The sequence below is a fragment of the Paenibacillus terrae genome, assembly GCF_005217525.1.
GTDB lineage: Bacteria > Bacillota > Bacilli > Paenibacillales > Paenibacillaceae > Paenibacillus > Paenibacillus terrae_C.
Window position 1 is genome coordinate 395,201 of record NZ_PNXQ01000012.1, and the last position, 23,799, is coordinate 418,999.

Annotated in this window: 18 protein-coding genes; 17 read left to right on the plus strand and 1 reads right to left on the minus strand. The window is 48.5% G+C overall.

Annotation, left to right across the window (positions count from 1 at the left end; all coding sequences use genetic code 11):
- The first annotated feature begins 47 nt into the window (after positions 1–47).
- The 12 genes from C1I60_RS11870 (at position 48) to C1I60_RS11925 (ending at position 13,826) form a co-directional block, all read left to right on the plus strand.
- Positions 48–599, plus strand: coding sequence for a YmfQ family protein (locus C1I60_RS11870; protein WP_252361682.1), 552 nt, complete (start codon positions 48–50; stop codon positions 597–599).
- A gap of 1 nt (position 600) precedes the next feature.
- On the plus strand, positions 601–3,129 hold the full coding sequence (locus tag C1I60_RS11875; protein WP_137061893.1) for a hypothetical protein: 2,529 nt from the start codon (positions 601–603) through the stop codon (positions 3,127–3,129).
- A gap of 13 nt (positions 3,130–3,142) precedes the next feature.
- Positions 3,143–3,754 (plus strand): hypothetical protein, encoded by a 612-nt coding sequence (locus C1I60_RS11880; protein WP_137061894.1) that lies wholly within the window; start codon positions 3,143–3,145, stop codon positions 3,752–3,754.
- A 61-nt stretch (positions 3,755–3,815) separates the two neighbouring features.
- Entirely contained in the window at positions 3,816–4,082 is a 267-nt protein-coding gene (locus C1I60_RS11885) for a hypothetical protein (protein ID WP_137061895.1), read from the plus strand.
- Between the two features lie 161 nt (positions 4,083–4,243).
- Positions 4,244–4,690: a phage holin family protein gene (locus tag C1I60_RS11890; protein WP_137061896.1), complete on the plus strand. Its 447-nt coding sequence runs from the start codon at positions 4,244–4,246 to the stop codon at positions 4,688–4,690.
- 134 nt (positions 4,691–4,824) lie between these two features.
- Positions 4,825–5,790, plus strand: coding sequence for a glycoside hydrolase family 25 protein (locus C1I60_RS11895; RefSeq protein ID WP_137061897.1), 966 nt, complete (start codon positions 4,825–4,827; stop codon positions 5,788–5,790).
- A gap of 675 nt (positions 5,791–6,465) precedes the next feature.
- Complete coding sequence (locus C1I60_RS11900) at positions 6,466–8,121, plus strand: ABC transporter substrate-binding protein (protein WP_137061898.1); 1,656 nt, start codon at positions 6,466–6,468, stop codon at positions 8,119–8,121.
- Positions 8,122–8,159: 38 nt separating this feature from the next.
- Complete coding sequence (locus C1I60_RS11905; RefSeq protein ID WP_137061899.1) at positions 8,160–9,164, plus strand: ABC transporter permease; 1,005 nt, start codon at positions 8,160–8,162, stop codon at positions 9,162–9,164.
- Between the two features lie 35 nt (positions 9,165–9,199).
- Positions 9,200–10,111 carry a nickel transporter permease gene (gene nikC / locus C1I60_RS11910; protein WP_137061900.1) on the plus strand — a complete coding sequence of 304 codons (912 nt, stop codon included), beginning with the start codon at positions 9,200–9,202 and terminating at the stop codon, positions 10,109–10,111.
- A gap of 169 nt (positions 10,112–10,280) precedes the next feature.
- Complete coding sequence (locus C1I60_RS11915) at positions 10,281–11,696, plus strand: deoxyguanosinetriphosphate triphosphohydrolase family protein (RefSeq protein WP_137061901.1); 1,416 nt, start codon at positions 10,281–10,283, stop codon at positions 11,694–11,696.
- Between the two features lie 188 nt (positions 11,697–11,884).
- Entirely contained in the window at positions 11,885–12,823 is a 939-nt protein-coding gene (locus C1I60_RS11920) for an MsnO8 family LLM class oxidoreductase (protein WP_137061902.1), read from the plus strand.
- Positions 12,824–12,836: 13 nt separating this feature from the next.
- A complete protein-coding gene (locus tag C1I60_RS11925) occupies positions 12,837–13,826 on the plus strand; it encodes a THUMP domain-containing class I SAM-dependent methyltransferase (RefSeq protein WP_137061903.1) in 990 nt (329 codons plus the stop codon).
- Between the two features lie 8 nt (positions 13,827–13,834).
- Here C1I60_RS11925 and C1I60_RS11930 read toward each other — a convergent pair whose 3' ends face one another.
- On the minus strand, positions 13,835–14,791 hold the full coding sequence (locus C1I60_RS11930) for a D-2-hydroxyacid dehydrogenase (protein ID WP_137061904.1): 957 nt from the start codon (positions 14,789–14,791) through the stop codon (positions 13,835–13,837).
- A 184-nt stretch (positions 14,792–14,975) separates the two neighbouring features.
- Between C1I60_RS11930 and thpR the strand changes: the two genes are divergently transcribed.
- The 5 genes from thpR to C1I60_RS25585 all read left to right on the plus strand — a co-directional run.
- Positions 14,976–15,578 (plus strand): RNA 2',3'-cyclic phosphodiesterase, encoded by a 603-nt coding sequence (gene thpR, locus C1I60_RS11935; protein WP_137062256.1) that lies wholly within the window; start codon positions 14,976–14,978, stop codon positions 15,576–15,578.
- A 102-nt stretch (positions 15,579–15,680) separates the two neighbouring features.
- Positions 15,681–16,493, plus strand: coding sequence for a cell wall hydrolase (locus C1I60_RS11940; RefSeq protein WP_137061905.1), 813 nt, complete (start codon positions 15,681–15,683; stop codon positions 16,491–16,493).
- A gap of 140 nt (positions 16,494–16,633) precedes the next feature.
- Positions 16,634–17,317: a metal-dependent hydrolase gene (locus tag C1I60_RS11945; protein ID WP_137061906.1), complete on the plus strand. Its 684-nt coding sequence runs from the start codon at positions 16,634–16,636 to the stop codon at positions 17,315–17,317.
- Between the two features lie 463 nt (positions 17,318–17,780).
- Positions 17,781–22,379: a glutamate synthase large subunit gene (gltB, locus tag C1I60_RS11950; protein WP_137061907.1), complete on the plus strand. Its 4,599-nt coding sequence runs from the start codon at positions 17,781–17,783 to the stop codon at positions 22,377–22,379.
- Positions 22,380–22,704: 325 nt separating this feature from the next.
- Positions 22,705–23,799, plus strand: a 1,095-nt coding sequence (locus tag C1I60_RS25585) for a histidine kinase dimerization/phosphoacceptor domain-containing protein (protein ID WP_353505567.1), incomplete at its 3' end; no start/stop codon positions are given.

The following is a 23,799-nucleotide window of genomic DNA, read 5'->3' on the forward strand; positions in this document are numbered from 1 at the left end:
GTGTCAGCTCGTTCTTTTCTGGTCGAGCTATGGGAGAGGATATTCAAATGAGTAGCTTGCGGGGACGCGAGCTGTTTTCCTATTTACCCGCCTACTATGAAATTTCCCGTGTGATGCGCTCCGATATGGATGCGAAGGGTAGTGAACTGGATTCCTTGTATCTGGCGATGGATGCGACGGTGGCTCAGTTTTTCGTCCGTACCGCTACCTGGGGATTGGAACGCTGGGAAATGGAACTGGGTATCGAAACCGACCTGGCGAAGCCATTGGACCAACGGCGTGCGGTGGTGGAATCGAAGCTGCGAGGGGCAGGAACTTTTTCCGGCCGACTTGTCAAAAATGTAGCTGAAGCATATGACGGAGGCACGGTAGATGTTACTTTTCATCCCGCCGAATGGGGATTCACGGTCAAATTTATAGATACCATCGGGATTCCGCCCAATGTGGAGGATCTTAAAGCAGCTATCGAGGAGATCAAGCCGGCTCACATGGCGGTTGAATACAAACTACGCTACCTGACCATTGCTGAAGTCGAATCTATGACCATCTATGAAAATGAACATACAACACAGGATAGATATCTAGGAGGTGGCGCATAACATGGCAAGCGAAAAAACACCAAATCTTGGCTTAAATCAAATTGACCGCACATCGCCCAAAACAACGTATTTTGATCTGGAGAAGTATTTGGATCAAAACTGGCGTGCTGTAGATGATTTTGCAGGTGGCGTGAATGATGGTGTAAATGAGATTAAGAAGCGTCTGGATACGACAGAGCGTAAGATGGTAACTTTGGAACCTGGGCTGCAAATTGTTCATGCAGAAAAGGCCGCGCCGTTTTCGCTTACAGGGTTGAGCGGGCGTACGTTGGTGAATTTGTTGGGAAGAGATTGGGGAGGATCGAAAGCTCTTCCGAGGTTCGGACGTTTTCAGTCTACGTTGGACATTGATACCAAAAAAAGCATAGCAGGTAGTGGCTCTTTAAAGATAACAGCAGAACTTGCCAATGCTATTGCTGACGGTTTTGGTAATACAACAACGACAATAAAAGCAGGCAAAAAATATATTGCTCTTGGGAATTTATACAATGAGTCTGGTAGTAATATGCAAATTGTTATTCAGAAAACTGGTTTCTCAACTCCGTTGGTTACTTCCAAGAACAAATGGGAGTTCACCTATGTAGTATTCTCGTCTTCAGTAGATGTTAATACCACCCAAGCGATGGCGCGACTTAATGCTACAGCAGTTGATCAGATTGGCTATGCGGATGCTCTTAGATTATATGAGATTTCGGATGTTGAATACACAGCACTTGCTAACATGACGTCAGAACAAATAGCCTCGAAATATCCATATGTAGATAGCGTAATGCCTGTACGTAATCCGTATGCGATTCGGTATGGTGAGAATTTGCTTCCGACGCTTTACGAGTGGTCAGCAAAACAAGGAGGTCCTGTAATTTTGGACCTGCAAAGTATTTTAGTTACATCGGACAATAAGCTGATACACAATGTTTCTCCAGTAGTCCCCGGCAAGACATATACCCTATCCGTTGAATCATCCGATGCTAATGGTCGGATATCCGTCACAAATAACCCTGAATCTACTGTACTTGCGGATAAAACGGGTTTTGGACTATTGAGTGTTACATTTACAGTACCTACCGGTGAGACCAGTATCAATGTTCGTTTGTTAGGTGCAGCGACGACAGTGACGACTATTTCCAAACCTATGCTCAACATCGGCAGTACCGCCAAACCATTCAAGCAGCGTGAAGACTCCATGCTTGCTATGCAAACAGATCTTTACGCTGATCCGGTGACAGGGGCAAATGCTGATACAGTGTTTGAACGTGATGGGCAGTATTTCAAGGCTAAAAAATGGAACAGTGTGACGCTGGATGGATCGTTCGTCTGGACGCTTCCGGGTAGCTATACAGGCTATAAAGTTGTAGGAATATCCGGGTTAGGTCCAGCTAAAGCGTATGATTCGCTATATGTTGCTAAGTACGATGGGAAGATCCTGACACATAATTCCGCAATGACAGCGGCAGATAACGCCTATTTCCGTAATCAGACGACCAAAGATGCATTTGATGTATCTATCTCCAGCGCAGACAGCGGATGGGGGGACAGCTATACCCCAACAACAGACGAGATTAAGGCTTATTTTATGGGGTGGAAGATGCGCGATCAGATGACGCTTGCTCCATATGATGGTACAGGCGTTAAAGCATGGGGCACGCTGATGTCGGGCGGAACTGATAATTACACAAACACCCTACCGACGACGCAAGCAGCAGACTTCAAAACGCCGTACCAACTCATATACCAACTCGCAACGCCTACCATTGTGCCCATCGTATCCGAGGGACAGCTTACGTTCACTGAGGGAGATAATCAGGTTGAAGTAGGTACGGGGATTGTACTGCGCGAACGAAACGAGACGTATCAACAACCGGTGGAAAAATTATGGAATGTCAATAACGCAAACTACACTACTACTGCGTGGCTTAAACGAAAAGCATCGGATATTTTGGCGATTTATAAAAATGGAAAACGAGATCACGCATGGATGATAACCAACAGAATAGTTACAAGTGCAGGGGCGTTGGCGCAACAATATGATGCCGATCATGACGCTGGATCATCCTATAGTGTAACTTACCTTACTCTTGAGCGTTCGCCAGTCGTGCCATTCACAGGCTCTTACGCAGCCAACGAAAAGACGCTGCTTGCTGATTTAGTGAACAACGTACAGCAGAACACGGCGCGGTTGTCCGTGATGGAGAACAAGAAGGCTGACAAAGACAGTCCTGCGTGGCTCAAACCCACGTTGATTAATGGGTGGGCTTCGTCATTGTTCGGTTTCATTAAACTTAGTGATAACGTAGTCTATTTCAGAGATTCAATTTCAGGCGGAGTTACAACACCTGGAACTATATTGTTTACCCTTCCCGCGCAGTATAGACCCTCTATAAGAACGGAGATACGGGTAAGATCAAACGGCGGCGGTAACGAATCCAGCAATTCCACCGTAGTCATAAACACGAACGGAACTGTCATGATCCAGAACACTATATACACGGCTGTGTGGCTGGACGGGGTTTCGTTTATAGCCGAACAATAAGGAGGTCTTACGCATGAAAGTAGTACCTAAAATAAATACAGAGGGGTTCTACATTGAGGACGAGCTAGTGGACGATGCCTTTAATGGCGTCGTCCCTTTTTATACTCAATCTCCGCTCATGCTATCTGATGCAAACAAGCAACCAGATACGTATCAACCTACTGCCATCAATGCCCAAACAACAGATCAAACTAGTCAGGAAAAAACTTCTGCGGGTTATACCGTGGGTATTCCAGTACCACCGGGCCTACACCACCCCCGTTTTGACATTCAAGGCTGGCAGACCTATGAGTTAGAATACGCTGAAAAGCTGATAGAAGCACAGCATGCATACGAGCAGCAGAGCAAGGAAGCACAAGCTTTATTTCAGAGGCTGTATGATGATTGGCTGAGCAAGCCGGAAAAAGAACGTGGGGACGAGCCTGTCTATCTTGCCCAGTCCTTTACGGCTCCAGAGCGAAGAGACCCCACGACATTTTGGAGTGAGGGTTTAAGTGAGGAAGCTATTAAGGAATTGACATCAAAAACCGAGCAACAGCCAAGTGAGACAGATCAATTTAAGCAGCGTATTGCTGATCTTGAGATTACACTGGCCCAACTCATGCTTGGTAGTACAGGAAAATGACGTGTACTGACTGCTATATACAGCAGCAAGAATTTATATAAACGGAGGTGAAGTCATAACCATGGCAGCTTTAACAGAGGCTCAATTGCGTATTTGTGCTCATGCTTGCATTACCCGCTATGATCGGGGAGAGGGTGATATAGCGACGATCATCGGTAGCTATGCTTTGGATGAACAGCAGGGTGGCGAGGTAATGAAAATTATTTTATCCAATCGTTCTGATCTGGTGCTGGGTAACGTAGATGATTCGTCATCTGTGGATGTTTCGGATAAGCAGGGAGAAGCAGTTAAATGGTATAGCTCTATTTTCCGCAAGAAAACAGTATAGCGAACAGAACAAAAATATTTAATTTCCAGGAAATAAAGAGCAATTAACACAATGTACAGCAAATAAAAATTAAGCACGCCCACGACGGAGCGTGTTTTTTGTGCCCTTGGATTAACCAAGGGCATTCATTTTACACCTTGTATCAAAAAGGGGGAACAAGCATGCATGAAAAGGTCGATCAGATTTGGCTGGGGTTTTCCACGGGGACCTTGATCGGTTATTTTTTCGGGGGGTGGACGACGATGTTGACGTTGTTGTTATGGATGGTTATTATCGACTTTTTCACAGGCTGGGCGGCGGCCTGGATTAACGGGGCATTGAAAAGCCGAGAGGGCTATTACGGTATTTTTCGCAAGGTTACGGTGTTTTTGATGATTACGGTAGCTCATCTGATCGACGGTATTCTCGGGGATGCACATTATTTCCGAGATGCCGTCGTTTTCTTTTATTTGGCGAATGAACTATTGTCGATTATTGAAAATGTGGGCCGAATGGGAGTGCCGATGCCGGATATTTTGCGAAATGCGGTAGCCATTTTTGAATCCAAGTCGGTCGGGGAAAAGAAAAAGCCAACAGACCCCTCCGACAAAGGAAATAAAGCTTCATAAGGTGAGCAGAATGCACCTTTGCCCCATTTTCAGCACCAAGTTGGAAAAGCCCGGACCACGTCAATGGTCCAAGCATAGTTATAACAGTAACATCATCGGTTACAACATTATGAATGACAAGGAGGGATCGACTTATGCAAAATCGCAGTTCTAACGCTGCCGAGGGCATTGACGTGTCCCGATACCAGGGAAATATTGATTGGAAACGTGTACGAACCGATGGCAAATCGTTTGCTTTTATGAAAGCGAGTCAGGGAGAGCGTTACGTCGATCCGACATTTATCACCAACGCCAAAGGGGCCAAGGCAGCAGGAGTATTGCTGGGAGCTTACCATTTTGTAGATGCAACCAGCGTTGACGCGGCCAAAGCGGAGGCTAGACATTTTGCAGAGGTGCTGGATCGGGTTGGAGGTGCAAAAGCGCTGGACTTTCCAGCGGTCATGGATTATGAGAATAATCCGGGAGGACTTAGCTCTGCCGCGATCCATGATGTAGCCATGGCATTTTTGACGGAATTTGAAAGGGTAAGTGGTCGCAAGCCGATGGTATATACGGGAAACGCTTTTGCGACCCATTTTAAAACGCCGCTGGGAGCCTATAAGCTGTGGATCGCGCGTTACAGCACACAAGTGCCCAACGATACCACAGCATGGAAGCTATGGGATTTCTGGCAATACAGCGACAGCGGGCGGGTGGATGGGATTCAAGGGCCCGTTGACCTGAATGTATACGCCGGAACAGAGGCAGAGCTGCGCCAGGCTTTTGCAGGAGAAGAGGGGGATGAGCCGATGACGGCAGAGGAAAAAGCAGCATTTAAAGCCTTGCAGCAGCAGGTAGCCGCACTTGAAAACAGCAAGGATGTGCTCAAACAGACATTGAACGAACAGACCGCTTATATTAAAAAAGTGGATCAGCGAGTAGCTGACCTGGAGGCGCGTCAGGCTATGCCAGTGCCAGCTTGGGCCAAGGAAGCCGTAGCCGCATCCGTTGCTTTCAATCCGTCGAGTCCGATTGTGGATGCCAAGCAGCCGAGCAGCTATGATTTTTATCGCCTGCTTGTCGTCTTGAACCGTCTGGGTGTGTTTAAGAAATCGTCGTAAACTACTGAACAAACAGGAACCAAGTAGGAGAATGAGATCTTGCAAAGAGGACGCGAGCAGCTGTTATAGCCGCGTTCTTTTTTATATATTTGTAGATATTTCCCTGTAATATTAACTAACATTACTTTCCGAAAACGTTCGGAAATTTAAAAAAATCTATGAAAATGCTCTTGTCTACCCTCTCATTTTATAGTAAAGTATCCAGTAATCACTCTCCATTCATGTGATCACTTGTATATACTGTGAGTATATATGACATTTTTCACTATGATTCAACAAAAGCTGAATGCTTGGAGACAGCAATCTTCCTCATAACCTCACAGACTATCGCATCAGGTACGACACTTTAGGCATACATCACGGAGGCCGATTGAATTGAACCACAGGTGTTGATATCTAATTCTACATATAAAATTACCTTTCACACCTCCAACTTATGAATTAACTTCCATCAGAGAAAATGATATCACTCGGTAATAGGTTGAAAATCAGTTTGATTCCCATCATTCGATAATACCTTACGATTGGTGATAGCTATTTGCTGTATAAGCTTACGTATCTGTGTGTCATGAGATTTAATTTGGACGATGTGTCCATTAGATCATAGAGGTTATCTGGGCGTCCATCTGGTATTAACGAACTAACAATATACGAGGTGTGAAAGGGGTCTGCTGCATGAGCAAAAAGTACGTAAAGAACAAAGCTTGGACCGTCCTACTGGTGCTTGCATTGGGGGCTGTTCTGGCACTTTCCGGCTGTGGAGGTTCCAAGGAAGGCGCAAAACCGGAGGCAGGAAAAACGCCAGGAGGCGCAGGAGAGGGCGTGCAGGATACATTAATTTATGGACGCGGCGGCGATTCCGTGGCGCTGGACCCTGCGATTGTAACCGAAAGTGAATCGCTAAAAATTGGAATGCAGGTTTTCGATACCTTGCTGGAATACAAGGAAAGTACAACGGAGATTCAGCCGGGGCTTGCAGAGAGCTGGGAAGTGTCACCCGACGGACTAGTTTATACGTTTAAGCTGCGTCAAGGTGTAAAATTCCATGATGGAAGTGACTTTAATGCAGAAGCGGTTGTATTTAACTTTAACCGTTGGTTTGATCCGAAAAGCCCATATAAATTTGACGGAGACTCGTTCGATTATTATGACTCCATGTTCGGTCCAGAAGGGAGTCGGGTGATCAAGGAGGTCAAAGCGGTAGATGCGAACACGGTCCAGTTTACACTGACCAAGCCGCAGGCACCTTTTTTACAAAATATCGCTATGCCATCCTTTAGTATCGCAAGCCCTAAGGCTATTCAGGAGAAAAAGGCTGATTTCAAGAGCAATCCGGTCGGTACGGGACCCTTTGTATTTAAGGAATGGAAACGGAATGACACGATCACGCTGGAGAAAAATCCAAACTATTGGAAAGAGGGACAGCCGAAGCTATCCAAGGTTATTGTTCGTTCCATACCCGACAATACCGCGCGATTTAATGCTTTGCAAAACGGGGAGATTGATCTGATGGAGGATCTGAACCCGGACGACGCGAAGCAACTGGAAGGCAATAACGAACTGCAAAAAGTGGAGCGCCCATCCTTTAATGTGGCGTATATCGGATTTAATTTGAAGAAAAAGGTATTCAATAATCCCAAGGTACGGCAGGCGCTTAATCATGCAGTGAACAAACAGGCTATTATTGATGCATTGTTTGCGGGAGAGGCCAAGCCTGCGGTCAATCCGATGCCGCCTACATTGTGGGGGTATAACGATAGCATTCAGGATTATACCTACGATCTGGATAAGGCTAAATCCTTGCTGGCGGAAGCAGGCTATCCTAACGGGCTTACCGAGCCGTTAACTTTTTACGCGATGCCTGTATCTCGTCCGTATATGCCTGACGGTAAAAAGGTAGCGGAGGCCATTCAAGCTGATTTTGAAAAAATAGGTGTTAAAGTGAACATCCAATCGCCGGAATGGGCCACTTATCTGGATGATGTCAAGACGGGCCAGAAAGATGATTTGTATATGCTGGGATGGAACGGAGATAATGGCGATCCGGACAACTTCCTTTACACCCTGCTGGACAAGGATACGATTCCGGGTAATAACCGTAGCTTCTATGTCAATGAGGAGCTACACAAAATATTGGTGAAGGCGCAGGTTGAGGTCGATCAGGACAAGCGTGCGGAAATGTACAAACAAGCACAAGTGATTATTAAACAGGATGCGCCGTGGATTCCACTGGTTCATAGCACACCGCTGATGGCAGGTAAAGTGAACCTCAAGGGCTTTGTGCCTTCTCCAGCAGGTATTGAATCGTATGGCAACGTTTATTTTGAATAATCCAAATAGCTCAAGCGCAAGCAGGCGGTGATTCTGGTATGAACTCATACATTGTAAAAAGACTGGCGGTATTGATTCCGGTATTGCTGGGCATGACGCTCATCGTTTTTTCGATAATTCATGCCATTCCGGGTGATCCGGCGGAAACGATACTGGGAGACAAGGCCACAGAGCAGTCCAAACAGGCACTACGTGAGCAGCTGGGGCTGGAAAAGCCGTGGTTGCAGCAATATGGAACCTATCTGAGTGAATTGGCACATGGCGATTTGGGTGATTCGATCCGTACCAGACAGCCGATTGCCCGGGAAATGCTGCCTTACTTGGCGGCTACACTGGAATTGACGGTGGCGAGCATGTTTTTTGCCATTGTGGTTGGAATGAACGCGGGTATCGTGAGCGCCTGGAAGCGAAATTCCTGGTTCGACTATGTCAGCATGGTCATTGCCCTTGTTGGGGTGTCGATGCCGATTTTCTGGCTGGGCTTGATGGAGCAGTGGATTTTTGCCAATAAGCTGCATTGGCTTCCTTCTATTGGACGCATGAATTCCCGTGATCCGGTGGAGGCGGTGACACATTTGGCGGTTATTGATGCAATGATTGGTGGACGTATGGAGCAGGTATGGACGGTCATCAAGCATTTGATTTTGCCAAGCATCGCACTGGGAACCATCCCCATGGCGGTCATTGCACGCATTACCCGTTCCAGTATGCTGGAGGTTATGGATTCGGATTATATCCGCACAGCCCGGGCGAAGGGGCTGGCATCTTTTCAAGTCGTGTACAAGCATGCACTTAAAAATGCCGCCATCCCCGTGCTTACCGTCATCGGTCTTCAGACTGGCTCGCTACTGGGCGGCGCGGTGCTGACAGAGACCATTTTTGCATGGCCCGGCATCGGACGGTACATTTTTGAAGCGATCAGCTCGCGTGACTATCCTGTCATTCAAAGCGGGATTCTGATCATTGCGTTCCTGTTCGTCATCATTAATCTGATTGTCGATTTGCTGTACGCGGTTCTTGATCGGCGTATCCGTTATCAGTAATCAAGTCGTCAATGGGTCAAGGGGGAGCTTGTCCGATGTCACAATTTTCGATGGAACCCAACAACATACCGACAACACGCCATACATTGGCTCATGTACCTGTTGTGTCCGGCCCTTGGAGAGACGCGTGGAGGGCTTTCCGATACAATAAAATGGCATTCGTCGGCCTGAGCATTATTATCATCTTTGTCATCATCGCTTTGATCGCTCCGTGGATTGCTCCTTTTGATTATAAAGCGCAGAATTTGGTGGACCGTTTGCAGCCTCCTTCCGCAGAGCACTGGTTCGGGACGGACGATCTCGGCCGGGATTTGCTGACTCGTACGCTGTATGGGGCCAGAATCTCGTTGTGGGTCGGTTTTTTGTCCGTCATTGGTTCGATGATTGTAGGAACGGCTTTAGGTTTAGTCGCGGGATTTTACGGAAAATGGGCAGACATGATCATCTCGCGGCTGTTCGACATTTTACTGGCGTTTCCGGGGATTCTGCTGGCGATTGCTATCGTTGCTATTTTAGGACCTTCACTGGAAAATGCCCTGTATGCTATTGCTATCGTCAACGTGCCGACATACGGACGGTTGGTTCGCTCCAAAGTACTCAGTGTCAAAACCGAGGAATACATCACCTCTGCCAGAGCGCTTGGGGCGAATAATGTACGAATCATACTCCGGTATATTTTGCCGAATAGCTTGACACCGATTATCGTACAAGGAACGCTGGGGATAGGAACGGCGATCATTGAAGCGGCAGCGCTTGGATTTCTCGGCTTGGGCGCACAACCTCCTGAACCGGAGTGGGGTAAAATGCTGTCGGATTCACGCCAATATATCCAGAACGCGCCATGGACCGTTATTTTTCCGGGTATATCCATTATGCTGACCGTATTGGGCTTTAACCTGATGGGTGACGGCTTGCGGGATGTGCTGGACCCGAGGGCGAAGCGTTAGAACAAAAGTGGTGTTCCCCGGCCTGAATCCTAGTGGCTGGCGGAACACTTTTTTTATTGAGATTTTTCGTGCTGGAGTTGCAGCTATATAGCTTAAAGTCATGTAAGCTTTCCTGAGACGTGAAAAAAATGTATAATCACTCCAATTGAGTACGTTGGGAGTGGGCTTTATGACATGGCAAAACAAGAGAGAGCATCGGCAGTTTCCGGAACAGACACGAAGCGACGCTTCACGGGCAGCATATGAACGGGATTACTCCCGATTGATCCATTCACCGACCTTTCGTCGGCTGCAAGGCAAATCTCAGGTTTTTGGCGCAGGCACAGGCGATTATTATCGTACACGGCTGACGCATTCGCTGGAGGTAGCACAGATTGCACGCGAAGCGGCGCGCAGCTTGCTACGGCGCCATCCCGAGGTGGAACTGGAGCAGGCGGATAACGCCGGGCTGATTATTGACCCCGAGGTGGTGGAATGTGCGTCCATTGCGCATGATTTTGGTCATCCACCGTTCGGGCACAAGGGCGAAGAGGTACTGGACGGCATTTTGGATCAGTTGATCGAGACGAAGGTGGAAAAGATAGCGGCTGCCGGAGGCTTCACGCCTGATTCCAAGCAGGGGTTGGAGGCATATGCACGTGAGCGGCAAATCTACGAGCACTTTGAGGGGAACGCACACAATTTTCGACTCATTATGTTTTTGGAGAAGCGTGAGAATGTAGATGGTCTGAATTTGTCGGATGCTGTTTTACTAGGGATCAACAAGTACCCGTATCCGGGGAATTGGAATAAAAAAGGGATGTACCTGCATGAGTGGGAATACATTCGTTCCATTCGCGAGGATTGGGGAATTCCTGATGGTCAGAAGACGCTGGAGGCCCAGCTTATGGACCTGTGCGACGATATTGCGTATTCCGCGCATGATCTGGAGGACGGAATTAAGGCAGGGAAAATAGAGGTGCACGAGCATTTTTTGTATGATCCGTACTTGATCCGTCTGATTACAGAAAAAATCACCACGTTGGAGGATAGCTTCTGGCAAGGCTGGCAGCTAGCTCAGATCGAACAGAAGGTAGCGGCTGTGCTTAGCGAATTTTTGAAGGTATGGAATGGCAAGATGCCGATGTGTGAACACGATTATTCCCGCACCCGGCGTGAGGTGAAAGCGTACTGGGTCAGTTTGTTCGTCAGCAGCTTGGGTGTAATTGATGCGGGCAATTGGAAAAAGGTTACTTTTGTACGGGATGGAAGCGAGGATCTCGACATGCTTCGCACCGTGAGCGTGCTGAAAAGCTTTGCCTGGGTCACGATGATCCGTGATCTGCGCGTGCAGCGGCTGCAAAAACGGAGTGAATGGATGCTCAGACGGCTGTGGCTGGCTTTTCTCGATCCAGAGACATCCAAGTCCATTATTCCGAGTGATTGGCTCCAACGCTTTGAACGTGATCAGAGCAAGGCCAAACCGATTTGGACATGGGAGCATATGGTCATTGATTACATTGCAGGGATGACCGATGCTTTTGCCGAGAAAATCTATAATGAGCTGTATGGTTTGAAGGTAGGTTCCATTTACGATCTGGACTAACATTTCATTTAACCGAGCATTTTGCATAAATCCCAAGAGCGATTTCAAATTAGCAATATAGAGATCGAAACGATTTAGTTCGTCTATATATTGTACTTTCGAGCGTTGGAAATCGAATTATGCAAAATGCTGAACCCTATATAGTAGAAGAAACTGGTTTTTAAGTATGAAAAAGAAGGGGGATATCTATGGGTTCTCAGCCTATACCTGCCAAATCACTGAATCTGGGGGTACTGGATATGGTACCGTTGTTGCCCGGAAACCGACCGGAGCAGGCCGTTCAATGGGCAGGAGAGCTGGCCAGACGTGCGGAAGCGTGGGGCTATACGCGCTACTGGACTTCGGAGCATCATGATATGGAGGGGCTTGCTTCCTCCAGTCCGGAAGTGTTGCTGGCTCACATCGGGGCAGTGACTCGGAAAATCAAGCTGGGGGCAGGCGCTATTTTGCTTCCGCATTATAGTCCGGTCAAGGTTGCAGAATGGTTTCATCTGCTGGCGACTCTATATCCGGGCAGAGTCGAGCTGGGTCTCGGGAGAGCCCCCGGTGGAGGACCGCATGCTTCGATGGCGCTGAGCGGCAACTTTCTCCAGCATGTGGCTGAACTGCCACAGACGATGGAAGCGCTGCTGGCTTTGCTGGAAGGTACCTACGAGTATGAGCAGGTGCCCGTGTTTGCCCGCCCGATGCCTGAACAGCCACCTGCGCTGTGGATGCTGGGTACCAACCGTAAAAGTGCCGAATACGCCGCCCGGTATTCAACTGGCTATGTGTTCGGTCAATTTATGAGTGAGCAGGATACGAGAGATATGCTGAGCATTTACCGTTCCGGCTTTCAGCCGTCCAAACGAATGGACAAGCCCCGTACGATGGTTGCTGTCGGGGCCATATGTGCCTCAACGAATGAACAGGCGCAACGATGGGCTGCACAGATTACGATGGGTGACCCGGCGATGCGGGCTAATTGGCTGGTGGGAACACCAGCGGATGTTGCCAAACGGTTGCGCAGCTTGCAGGTTGAGTACGATAATGATGAATTTTTGTTAGTCACACCCATTCCCGATTATGAGCAGCGGCTTCAATCCTACCGTCTTATAGCAGAGGCCGTAAATTGTGATTCTAAATGAAAAGAGATCTGACATGAACAGACATGAAATAAATAGTTCTGCTATGAATATGCAAAGATACATATATACTTACGCGTGTCATGAAACCGAGCGAGAGCTGTGTCTTTTGGAATTGAAAAGCTTGTTCGGTCACCCCCCTGCGCATGATTCCATGCTGCTGTCCCATCGGCGGTTGGAGCCGGGCACCAGCCCATTCATCCATCTTCGGCTGGATGTGGCCGCAAATGCGGGTACGCTGGACGAACTTTGCGAAGCAGCCTCCGCAATTCAACTTGAAGAAGGGAAGACCTTCAAGGTCCTGTGTCTCAAGGAAGGCGACAACGTGGCAGACTATGGCGAGCGACGCGGTATAGAAAGACGCATTGGCGCACGTATTCGAGGGCAGGCACAAATGAAAGAACCGGATGTCACCCTGGGTGTCATACGGGTAGGGGAGCGGTGGCTGCTCGGCAAGTGCATATACAGCGACAGGTCGTGGCTGGAGCGCCGTCATAAGCCGCAAAACTATTCCACCGGACTACCAGTGCTGGTAGCCAAAGCGCTTGTGAATTTAGCAGTGAATGATATAGCAGTACAGGATATAGATGGGGGCCGATTGAAGCTGCTGGACCCGTGCTGTGGCATGGGCAATGTGATGATTGAAGCATTGAGCATGGGAAAAGATATTCGCGGTTGTGATATCAACCCGCTGGCGGTACGCGGGGCACGCGTGAATTTGCGTCATTTTGGATATGAAGAGGATCGGGTAAAGCTGGGAGATATGAATCTGCTGGAGGGAACCTATGATGCGGCCATATTGGATATGCCCTATAACCTGTGCTCCGTGCTCCCTGCCGATGAACAAAAGCAGATGCTGCGCAGTTTGAGACGCTTGGCTGCACGAGCGGTAGTCGTAAGCACGGAGCCGATGGCAGCATTGCTGTCCGAGTCAGGCTGGACCCTCACGGAGCAATGCCGTATACATAAGACAGGTATGAGCCGGGAAATATGGATCTGTGAGTAGTTGGTTTGTTAATACTGAGTTTTATAGTTGACCAAATTCAGCGGTAGCTCCTGATCGGCTGCATAGGCTTTCAAATTGGTGAGGAAGATATCTACTGCACGTTCAGCGTAGTGGTTCGTGTCGCCTGCAATATGCGGCGTGATCAGAACATTCTCCAGACTCCACAGCGGATGCGACGCGGGTAGGGGTTCTTCCTCGAATACATCCAGTCCGGCAAAGGCAATATGCTTTTGCTCCAGAGAGCGCACAAGTGCATCCGTATGGACAGTGCCGCCACGACCTACATTAATGAAGAAAGCTCCCTTACGCATGGCTGCAAATGCCTTTTCGTCAAAGAAGTGACGGGTTTCCTCGGTGAATGGCAAAATATTCACCACGATATTCGCTTCTCCTAGCGCTTCATGTAATTGCTCATTTGTATACATGCGCTTCACATGTGGGGCATCCTTGCCGGAACGCCGGACTCCGATCACTCGCATGCCAAAGGCTTCTGCAATCCGCGCCGTTTCACGGCCGATTTCGCCCACGCCCGTAATCAGCAGCGTTTTGCCACGTAATTCCGTCAGCTCGCCTTTCGGTGGCTGCCATGTTTTCTGACGCTGCAGGAGAGCTGCTTGCTGTAAATAACGTGTATGCGACAGCAGCATCCCAAAGATTTGCTCCGTAATCGGAACGGCATGAACGCCACTTGTATTGGTGAGGAAAATATGACGCTTTTCCAGCTCTGCAAGTGGCAGCTTATCAATACCCGCCGACCAGGTCTGTATCCATTTCAGCTTGCTGTCTAGTTGCAAAGCTGCTTCGGAAATATGCTTGGACCAGCCTAAAATGACCTCTGCCTGTCGGATTTGTTCAGGCTCCAGCTCCTGGGCCTTACCAATGATCAGCTCATAGCCCGGAGCTGCTGCACGAACTTGCTTTTCTTGCTCTGCGGTAAGCTGGTGTAAACTTACAATGGTTCCCATGATTCATTACCTCCTCGGTTTTTGATTCTTTGGAGCTTCCAATATATTCTGATGAATCATCCTTTCAAGGATAACAGATTGGCGGGAAGATTGCATAAATAGGGAAAAAACCAGCTTGCTGTGTCACTTTAGATAACAACGAATGACTGTAGCCCTGATTAGGGATGAAAGGAAGACGATGACGATGAACGGATTACCGCTGGTAGTACCGCAAACAGCACAAACACAAAGACTTTTTACCGCGATTGCTCTCCCGAGCGAGCATAAGAAGGAGTTACGCTGCTGGGTGGAACAGGATGTTAACGAGCTTTCTTTTCGCAAATGGACCGATTTCAGGGATTACCACGTGACACTTCAGTTTCTGGGGGATGTGGCGACCAAGGATATACCGGAACTGGAACAGGCTTTATTTCAGGCGGCCGCTGCACATTCCCCGTTCACTCTCGGCATTGGCGAACCGGGGACTTTTGGACGAGATGGATTTCCGCGTGTGCTATGGAGGGGAGTTACAGGGCAGAAGGATTCTTTGAACCAACTCCACCAATCCATAGTTGAGGCTACCGAATCGCTTGGTTTTAAGCCCGAGGAACGGCCTTACAGGCCCCATATCACAGTAGCACGTTCGTATATAGGGCAGCAGCCTATTCCGGCGTCTATGTTTCAGTCCGATGACCGAATAGGTGAGCCGTGGGAAGTGGGAGAATTTGTTTTGTACGAGACCCGAATGGGCCAAAAACCAATGTACCAAATAATTCAAACGATCCCATTATTGAGGAGAAACCCTTGATCTATCAGCGATTTTAGTGATATAGTATTTCAGCGTTATTCAAAAGGCGCATTTTGGGTTACATATCTGAGAAATGTGCCTAAAGTTAACAGGAGGAACATTATGGAAATCGTTAAAGAACATCGTTGGTTTGCACCTCTTTTGAGTGTGCTACTTGTTTGTATATTGGGGGTAGGCCTCTACGCTGAGGTTCAACAAACACAGAAAAATCACAAAAATGCACCTATGCAATCTCTGAGCTGGTCAGGGAATTCTTCGGCTCCTTCACACGGGGACAGGATGGAGACCCATAATGGGTCAAACAGAACAAGTCCCATCTTTGCCAAGGCTCATGGGCAGCCGAGCTGGAAACAAATCATGCCGACTCCGTTACCCGCTTCCCAGATGAAGCAGGCGGGACAAGCCCGGAGCAATGTTGCAACCGGCGTGAAAAAACCTGAAGTCCAGCATAGCAAGTCTGCAATTCTTACCCCTCCTACAACCATTTACTTTACGAAGACACAAATGCTCTCTCAGGATGACAAGGCGTTGTCTACCTGGAGCTATCCTGTCTCCGCTAAAGAACTGCTCCTGCTACAAAAAATAGTCATGGCAGAAGCAGAAGGCGAACCGTACGAAGGCAAAGTGGCAGTTGCCAACGTTGTCTTAAACCGGCTGCGGTCAGCCCCATTTCCCGATACGATTCAGGCAGTGATTTATCAAAAAGCGCAATTTAGTCCGGTTGCGAACGGGCGTCTTCGTCGTGTCCAGCCCAATCAGGACAGCATTCGTGCGGTTACGGCTGCTTTGAACGGTCATAAAGCCGTGCCTGACAACACCTGCTTTTTCCTGTCGCTGACGTTGGCTCAGGATCTTACAGTTCATCATTCGCGTACCAAGGTGAAAACAATCGGCCATCATACCTTCTACAAATAACAGCCCTTTCTAAACAATAGGGTTCGGCTTGGTGAACGTATTTTTCGTGTACAGGTGAAGCTTTTATGCAAAAAGTGGTATAATGGGTAAAGGTTAAGGTACCTAAGTTATAAAAGTGACAATGGAGGTGGGCAGATGATATGAAAATCACATATTACGGACATTCAGCAGTACTGGTGGAGGAAGAGGGCAAACGGATTATTATTGATCCTTTTTTGACCGGGAATCCTAAAGCGGTAGTAAAAGCTGAGGATATTCAGGTGGATGCAGTGCTGTTGACGCATGGTCATGCGGATCATTTTGGTGATGCTATCGAAATTGCCAAGCACAACGATTGCCCTGTAATCGCGGTGGCGGAATTGGCTAACTATTGTTCATCTCAGGGAGCCAAGGCTCACGGTATGAACCTGGGCGGCGGTCACCAATTTGACGGCTTCCATGTAAAATTCACACTTGCGTTCCACAGTTCCTCTTTAACGGTGGATGGACAAACGATATATATGGGTGAGCCTGCGGGCATTTTATTGACCATAGGTGGCAAAACATTTTTCCATGCTGGCGATACGGCCCTGTTTGGCGATATGCGTCTTATTGGTGAAACCAACTCCATAGATGCTGCGGTATTACCGATTGGTGACGGTTATACAATGGGACCGGAGGATGCGTTACTGGCAGCCAAATGGCTCCGGGCCAGCCGCGTAATACCGGTGCATTACAATACATTTCCGGGGATCGAGCAGGATGGGAACGCCTTCTGTGACCGTCTGCACAAAGAAGGGATTAAGGGAACAGCCCTGAATCCCGGCGAAAGCCTCGAATTTTAACCTGCATTGCCAAATTGCGATCAAATGTCGGAGCGCCAAAATGTTCAATAGATATCCTCTGCCAGCCTTTTCTGTTCCTTTGGGAATGGGAAAGGCTGGATTTATTAAGATGAATATTTATACATAAAAACAGTATATTTTTGCATCTTCACGTTGAAGCTGTAATGTAAAAGATTTATTATCACAATCATAAAAACTTTGAATTGCTAACATGGTAGGTCAATGATAAAATGATATAACTAATTAGATTCATCAGTAGATCCGACGTATTTTTCAAGTCAAGCTATTGCATAATTATTGAAAAACATTCGCATTCGGCGGACCGTACCGCCTTGAATACGTCACATGTTTTGTCCCCCAATCCTCGTAGTTGTTCTTTGAGTTACCTCTTGTTGCCACTGTCTTCTATTCGGCCGCCTGTATTTCAGGCCAGCATGACTTTATAACAGAAAGGTTGCGTTCCATGAGACAGACAGGTTTACCACCCAAACAGGGATTATACGATCCCCAATTCGAAAAAGACGCCTGCGGCATGGGCTTTGTTGCCCACATCAAGGGAAAACCATCGCACGATATCGTAAGTCAGGCTTTGACCATGCTCGTCAATATGGAGCATCGGGGCGGTCAGGGAAGTGAACCGAACTCTGGTGACGGAGCGGGGATCATGATTCAGGTACCGCATTTATTTTTCCAAGAGGAAGCGGAGCGACTGGGCTTCAAGCTGCCAAAGGCTGGACATTACGGCGTGGGTATGCTTTTTGTATCCAATGATCCGAAGGTTCGTGAAGTTCATGAACAAAAGCTGAGAGATATTATCGTAGATGAGGGCCAGAATTGTCTGGGCTTCCGGGATGTTCCGACTTATGACGAAATGCTGGGCAAATCGGCGAAAGCCGCCAAACCGGGCGTACGTCAGGTGTTTATCGGTCGAAGCAGTGATTTGAAGGAAGAGCTGGACTTTGAACGGAAACTGTATGTTATTCGCAAACGGGCGGAGCTTGCCATTCGCTATAACGAAGAGGACCAGAACCGTGAGTCGTTTTATATCCCGAGTTTGTCATGCCGTAAGGTTGTATACAAAGGAATGCTTACAACCGAGCAGGTAGGACAATTTTATCTGGATTTGCAGGATGAGCGGGTGACTTCGGCAATCGCGTTGATCCATTCCCGTTTCAGTACGAACACGTTCCCGAGCTGGGACCGTGCGCATCCTTATCGTTTTATGATTCACAACGGTGAAATTAACACGATGCGTGGTAACGTGAACTGGATGCATGCACGTCAGACCCAGTTTGAAAGTGAAGCGTTTGGCGAAGATATCGGCAAGGTAAAACCGGTCATTAACCCGGATGGTTCAGATACAGCCATGTTTGATAATACGCTTGAATTCCTGTATCTGAGTGGGCGTTCCCTTCCTCATGTAGCCATGATGATGGTGCCGGAGCCTTGGAACAAGCATGAGACGATGGACCCGAAGAAGCGGGCATTTTATGAGTATCACAGTACGATGATGGAGCCTTGGGATGGACCGGCTGCGATGGCGTTTACGGATGGTGTGCAGATCGGAGCAATTCTGGACCGCAACGGCCTGCGCCCTGCGCGTTACTATGTGACCAAGGATGACCTGATCGCCTTGTCTTCAGAAGCGGGTGTACTGGATATTGCTCCTGAAAATGTACTCTACAAGGATCGTCTTCGTCCGGGACGGATGCTGCTGGTCGATACCCAGGAGGGCCGCATCATTTCCGACGAAGAGCTGAAGGAGCGTATCGCTTCCGAGGAGCCTTACCAGGAATGGCTGGATGAGCATCTGGTCAATCTGGATGAGCTGCCGGAAGCGCTGGAGCAGCCAGAGCCGAAGCATGAGAATGTGAACCAGCTTCAGCTCGCTTTTGGCTATACGTTTGAAGAGCTGCGCAAGATTCTGGAGCCGATGGCGCTCACAGGTGCGGAACCGATTGGCTCGATGGGGTATGATGCTCCACTGGCGGTGCTGTCTGACCGTCCGCAGCGTTTGTACAACTATTTTAAACAAATGTTTGCGCAAGTTACGAATCCGCCGATTGATGCCATTCGGGAAGAGATTGTAACGTCCACGGCAACTACGATTGGACCTGAACGCAATTTGCTGCATCCTGAACCGGAAAGCTGTCGTCAGATTCGTCTGGATTCACCGGTGCTGTCGAATGAGGAATTTGCCAAAATTCGTCATGTACACCGTCCAGGCTTCAAGTCGATGACGATTCCGATCTTCTTTGAAGCGAAGGAAGGCGCAGAAGGCTTGCGTAAGGCGCTCGAAGGGCTGTTTGAGGCGGCTGATCGTGTCATTGACAAGGGTCATAACATTCTGATTTTGTCCGACCGTGGAGTGGACGCAGAGAATGCGGCCATTCCAGCGCTGCTGGCTGTCTCAAGCCTGCATCACCACCTGATCAAGCAGGGTACACGCACACGTGTAAGTATTTTGCTGGAGTCGGGAGAGCCAAGAGATATTCATCATTATGCGGTGCTGCTTGGTTACGGCGTGAGTGCGGTTAATCCGTATCTGGCTTTCGAAACACTGGATGTAATGATTCAGCAGGGCTTGCTGCGCGGTGTCTCGCATGAAAAAGCAATTAAAAATTATATTAAAGCGGCCACTAAGGGCGTCGTTAAAATATTGTCCAAAATGGGTATTTCCACGATTCAGTCGTACCGTGGAGCACAAATTTTTGAGGCTGTAGGTCTCAAACAGGATTTCGTTGATCGCTACTTCACCTGGACACCTTCCCGCATTGGCGGTATCGGTCTGGAGGAAGTCACGGTGGAAGCGCTGGCTCACCACAACCGTGCTTTTACCGATAAGGACGGCAACGACAAGGTGCTGGATTCGGGCGGTGAATATCAATGGCGCAACGATGGGGAAGAGCATTTGTTTAATCCGCAAACGGTACATTTGCTCCAGCAGTCGGTTCGCTCGGGGGACTACAAGCTGTACAAGAAATACGCCAAGCTGGTGCAGGGTGAAACTGAACAGCATTTGACGATCCGTTCCATGCTTCAGTTGAAGCCTGCGGGTAAGTCTGTGCCACTGGAAGAAGTGGAATCCGCTGCATCGATTATGCGACGTTTTAAGACGGGAGCTATGTCCTTCGGCTCAATCAGTCAGGAAGCGCATGAAGATATGGCGATCGCGATGAACCGTATCGGCGGTAAGAGCAACACCGGTGAAGGTGGGGAAAACCCTGCACGTTTCATTCCGGATGCCAATGGCGATTCTCGCCGCAGCTCAATCAAGCAGGTGGCATCAGGCCGATTTGGTGTAACGTCGAATTATTTGGTGAACGCTGACGAAATTCAGATTAAAATGGCGCAAGGCGCGAAGCCGGGCGAAGGTGGACAACTGCCAGGACGCAAGGTTTATCCTTGGGTGGCTGAGGTGCGTGGTTCTACGCCGGGCGTGGGACTGATTTCGCCGCCGCCGCATCACGATATTTATTCTATCGAGGATTTGGCAGAGCTGATCTACGATCTCAAAAACGCCAATCCGCGTGCTGACATTAACGTGAAGCTGGTGTCGGAGGTAGGCGTAGGTACGATTGCAACAGGAGTGGCTAAAGGCCGCGCTGACATTATTCTGGTCAGCGGCTATGACGGCGGTACAGGCGCTTCTCCGCAAGGCTCCATCCGCCATGCGGGTATGCCTTGGGAGCTGGGTCTGGCCGAGACACATCAGACGCTGATGCTGAACAATTTGCGCGACCGCGTGGTGCTGGAGACAGACGGCAAGATGCTGTCCGGCCGCGATTTGGTGGTAGCTGCGCTGTTAGGTGCAGAAGAATATGGCTTCTCTACAGCGCCGCTTGTGGCGTTGGGCTGTATTATGATGCGGGTATGCCAAATGGACACCTGTCCGGTTGGTGTTGCTACGCAGAATCCGGAACTGCGCAAAAATTATATGGGCGATCCTGCCCATGTGGTGAATTTTATGCGTTTCATCGCAGAAGATGTCCGCGAAATTATGGCAGAGCTGGGCTTCCGCACGATTCAGGAAATGATCGGCCGTACGGACTGCCTGGATACCGTGAACGCCGATTCGCACTGGAAGAAGAAAGGCGTCGATCTGAGCTTGCTGCTGCATGTTCCTGAGCTGGAAGACGGCAGTGTGCGTTACCGCGTACAACGCCAAAACCACGGGCTGGAAGAAACGCTTGATATGCAGAAGCTCGTACCGATGGCTGCCGGGGCGCTGGAGAACGGAAGAGCTGTAGAGGCCACTATGCCTATAACGAACGTGAATCGGGCCGTAGGTACGATTCTGGGCAGCGAGGTCACCCGCAAGTACGGAGCGGCGGGTTTGCCTGAGGATACGATTCGTTTTAACTTCATCGGATCAGCAGGTCAAAGCTTCGGGGCGTTTATTCCGAAAGGCATCACGCTGAGCGTTGAAGGCGACAGCAATGACTATGTAGGTAAAGGACTATCCGGTGGTAAGGTTATTGTGAAGAAATCTCACAAAGCGACCTTTAAGGCAGAAGAGAACATTATTATCGGAAATACGGCTTTGTATGGAGCGACCAGCGGGGAAGCTTATATTAGCGGAATTGCAGGGGAGCGCTTTGCCGTTCGAAACTCCGGCGCACGTATCGTCGTCGAGGGTGTCGGCGATCATGGCTGTGAGTATATGACAGGCGGACGTGTAGCTGTACTGGGCGAGACTGGACGGAATTTTGGAGCCGGGATGTCTGGAGGCATTGCATACGTCTATGACCCTCAGGGGACGTTTCTGAGTCGTTGTAACCTGGAAATGGTGCTGCTGGAAGACGTGGAAGACCCTGCGGAAGCAGCGGATCTGCGTGGTCTGATTCAGCGCCATGTCACGTACACAGGCAGCGAAGCGGGACAACGTATTTTGGATGACTGGCAGACTGCGATTCAGCAGTTTGTACGGGTGATTCCAAAGGATTACAAGCGTATGGTTGAACAGATACAAAAAGAAGAGGCGACCGGTTTGAGCGGGGATGAGGCTCTGCTGGCTGCATTTGAAGCCAATATGCGTGAATTGGCGCGTGCCGGGGGTTAATGTAGCCCCTCACCAAATTTACTCAAAAAGGACTTGCTGAATACCGTTGTTAAGATTACGGTGATACCAGCAAGTCCTTTTTTTAGTTCTTTAGAAAATATGATTTATGTCCTTGACAAACGTTATAGTTTCTGACATTACCCCCAAAATGTTTTCCTGAAACGGTAAATATGTTATAAAAAGTGTCATTTTTTTTGGAATGTAACCGTTTACGTTAGAGTTTATGTCTTGTTATTTATTTTTGGATTGGTTATGATTTTTTTAGAGTACACATGCAAATCTAGTATGCCCATCGTCACTTCAAAACACAGAATAGGGTGACAGGATGAAGTTGAAGAAGTCAGCAGAAGACCAAATGATTTTTTTGTACCGGTATGTATCACTATCTTTAACATCGCTTGTTTTTCTGTTCGAATCATCCAGATTAATCGCGTGGCAGAAGTTATTACTTATTGTGTTTCTTTTTTTATCTGTTACATTATTTACGTGGATTTACCGCAAGTACAGACTTCATGATATGGTACTGAAATGTTGCATTGCTCTGGAAACCGCAGGGATCATTTTGTTGCTGCTCCCGACGGGAGGGATGGATAGTCCGTTCAAATGGTATGTGATTACCCCTATGTTGGTGGCTTGTGCTCACCTTTCTATGAGGTACAGTTGGACGCTCCTTCTTTCCTATATCGGCTTGGTACTCACATTTTGTTATATCTTTTTTACACCAGGTCAATATTTTTTGTGGGATACGGTGTTACAAAATGCGAATTTATTTCTGGTGCTGATTGTGACCACGATGGCCATGCAGGTGATCGGTGTTATGAAGAATGAGTTGAAGATGGCGAAGGAGCAAGCTAATGAGACGATGGAACATATTAAGTCGATTTACCACATCATGGAGACGACTAGCCACAACGAGGCATTAAATCTGGGACAGGTCATCTCGGACTACACGGTTAAGCTGACGAAGCAGAGCCGCGCATTTTTCTGGTTGGACAGTCAGGAGGAGGATGCGCCGGAGAGTAGTCAGACAGGTTGGACGGTGGAGGAAGAGGAGCAGCTATTCGAGGAGCTGGGGAATTATCGTGAGGAATTCAGGGAAGAGCGTGAGCCGTTTTTCAGGCATCTGCCGGAATGGGGCGATTTTCTCATGATCACGGTACCGATGACGACTCGTTTTGTAGCGACCATCGGACTCAAGCTGGGCCCGGATCAAAGTCTGACGGGAAGACGCTGGCTCGTGCAGCAACTGATATTCCTGGCTGAGCTGAGCGCCGTGTTTTTAGAGCGCTACGAGCTGGAGCGTATCGAAAATCAGTTGATTGTGACGAATGAGCAGAACCGGATCGCAAATGAAATGCATGATAATGTATCACAAAGTCTTTTTGGCATTGTGTACGCGACGCATTCACTTCGGCAGACA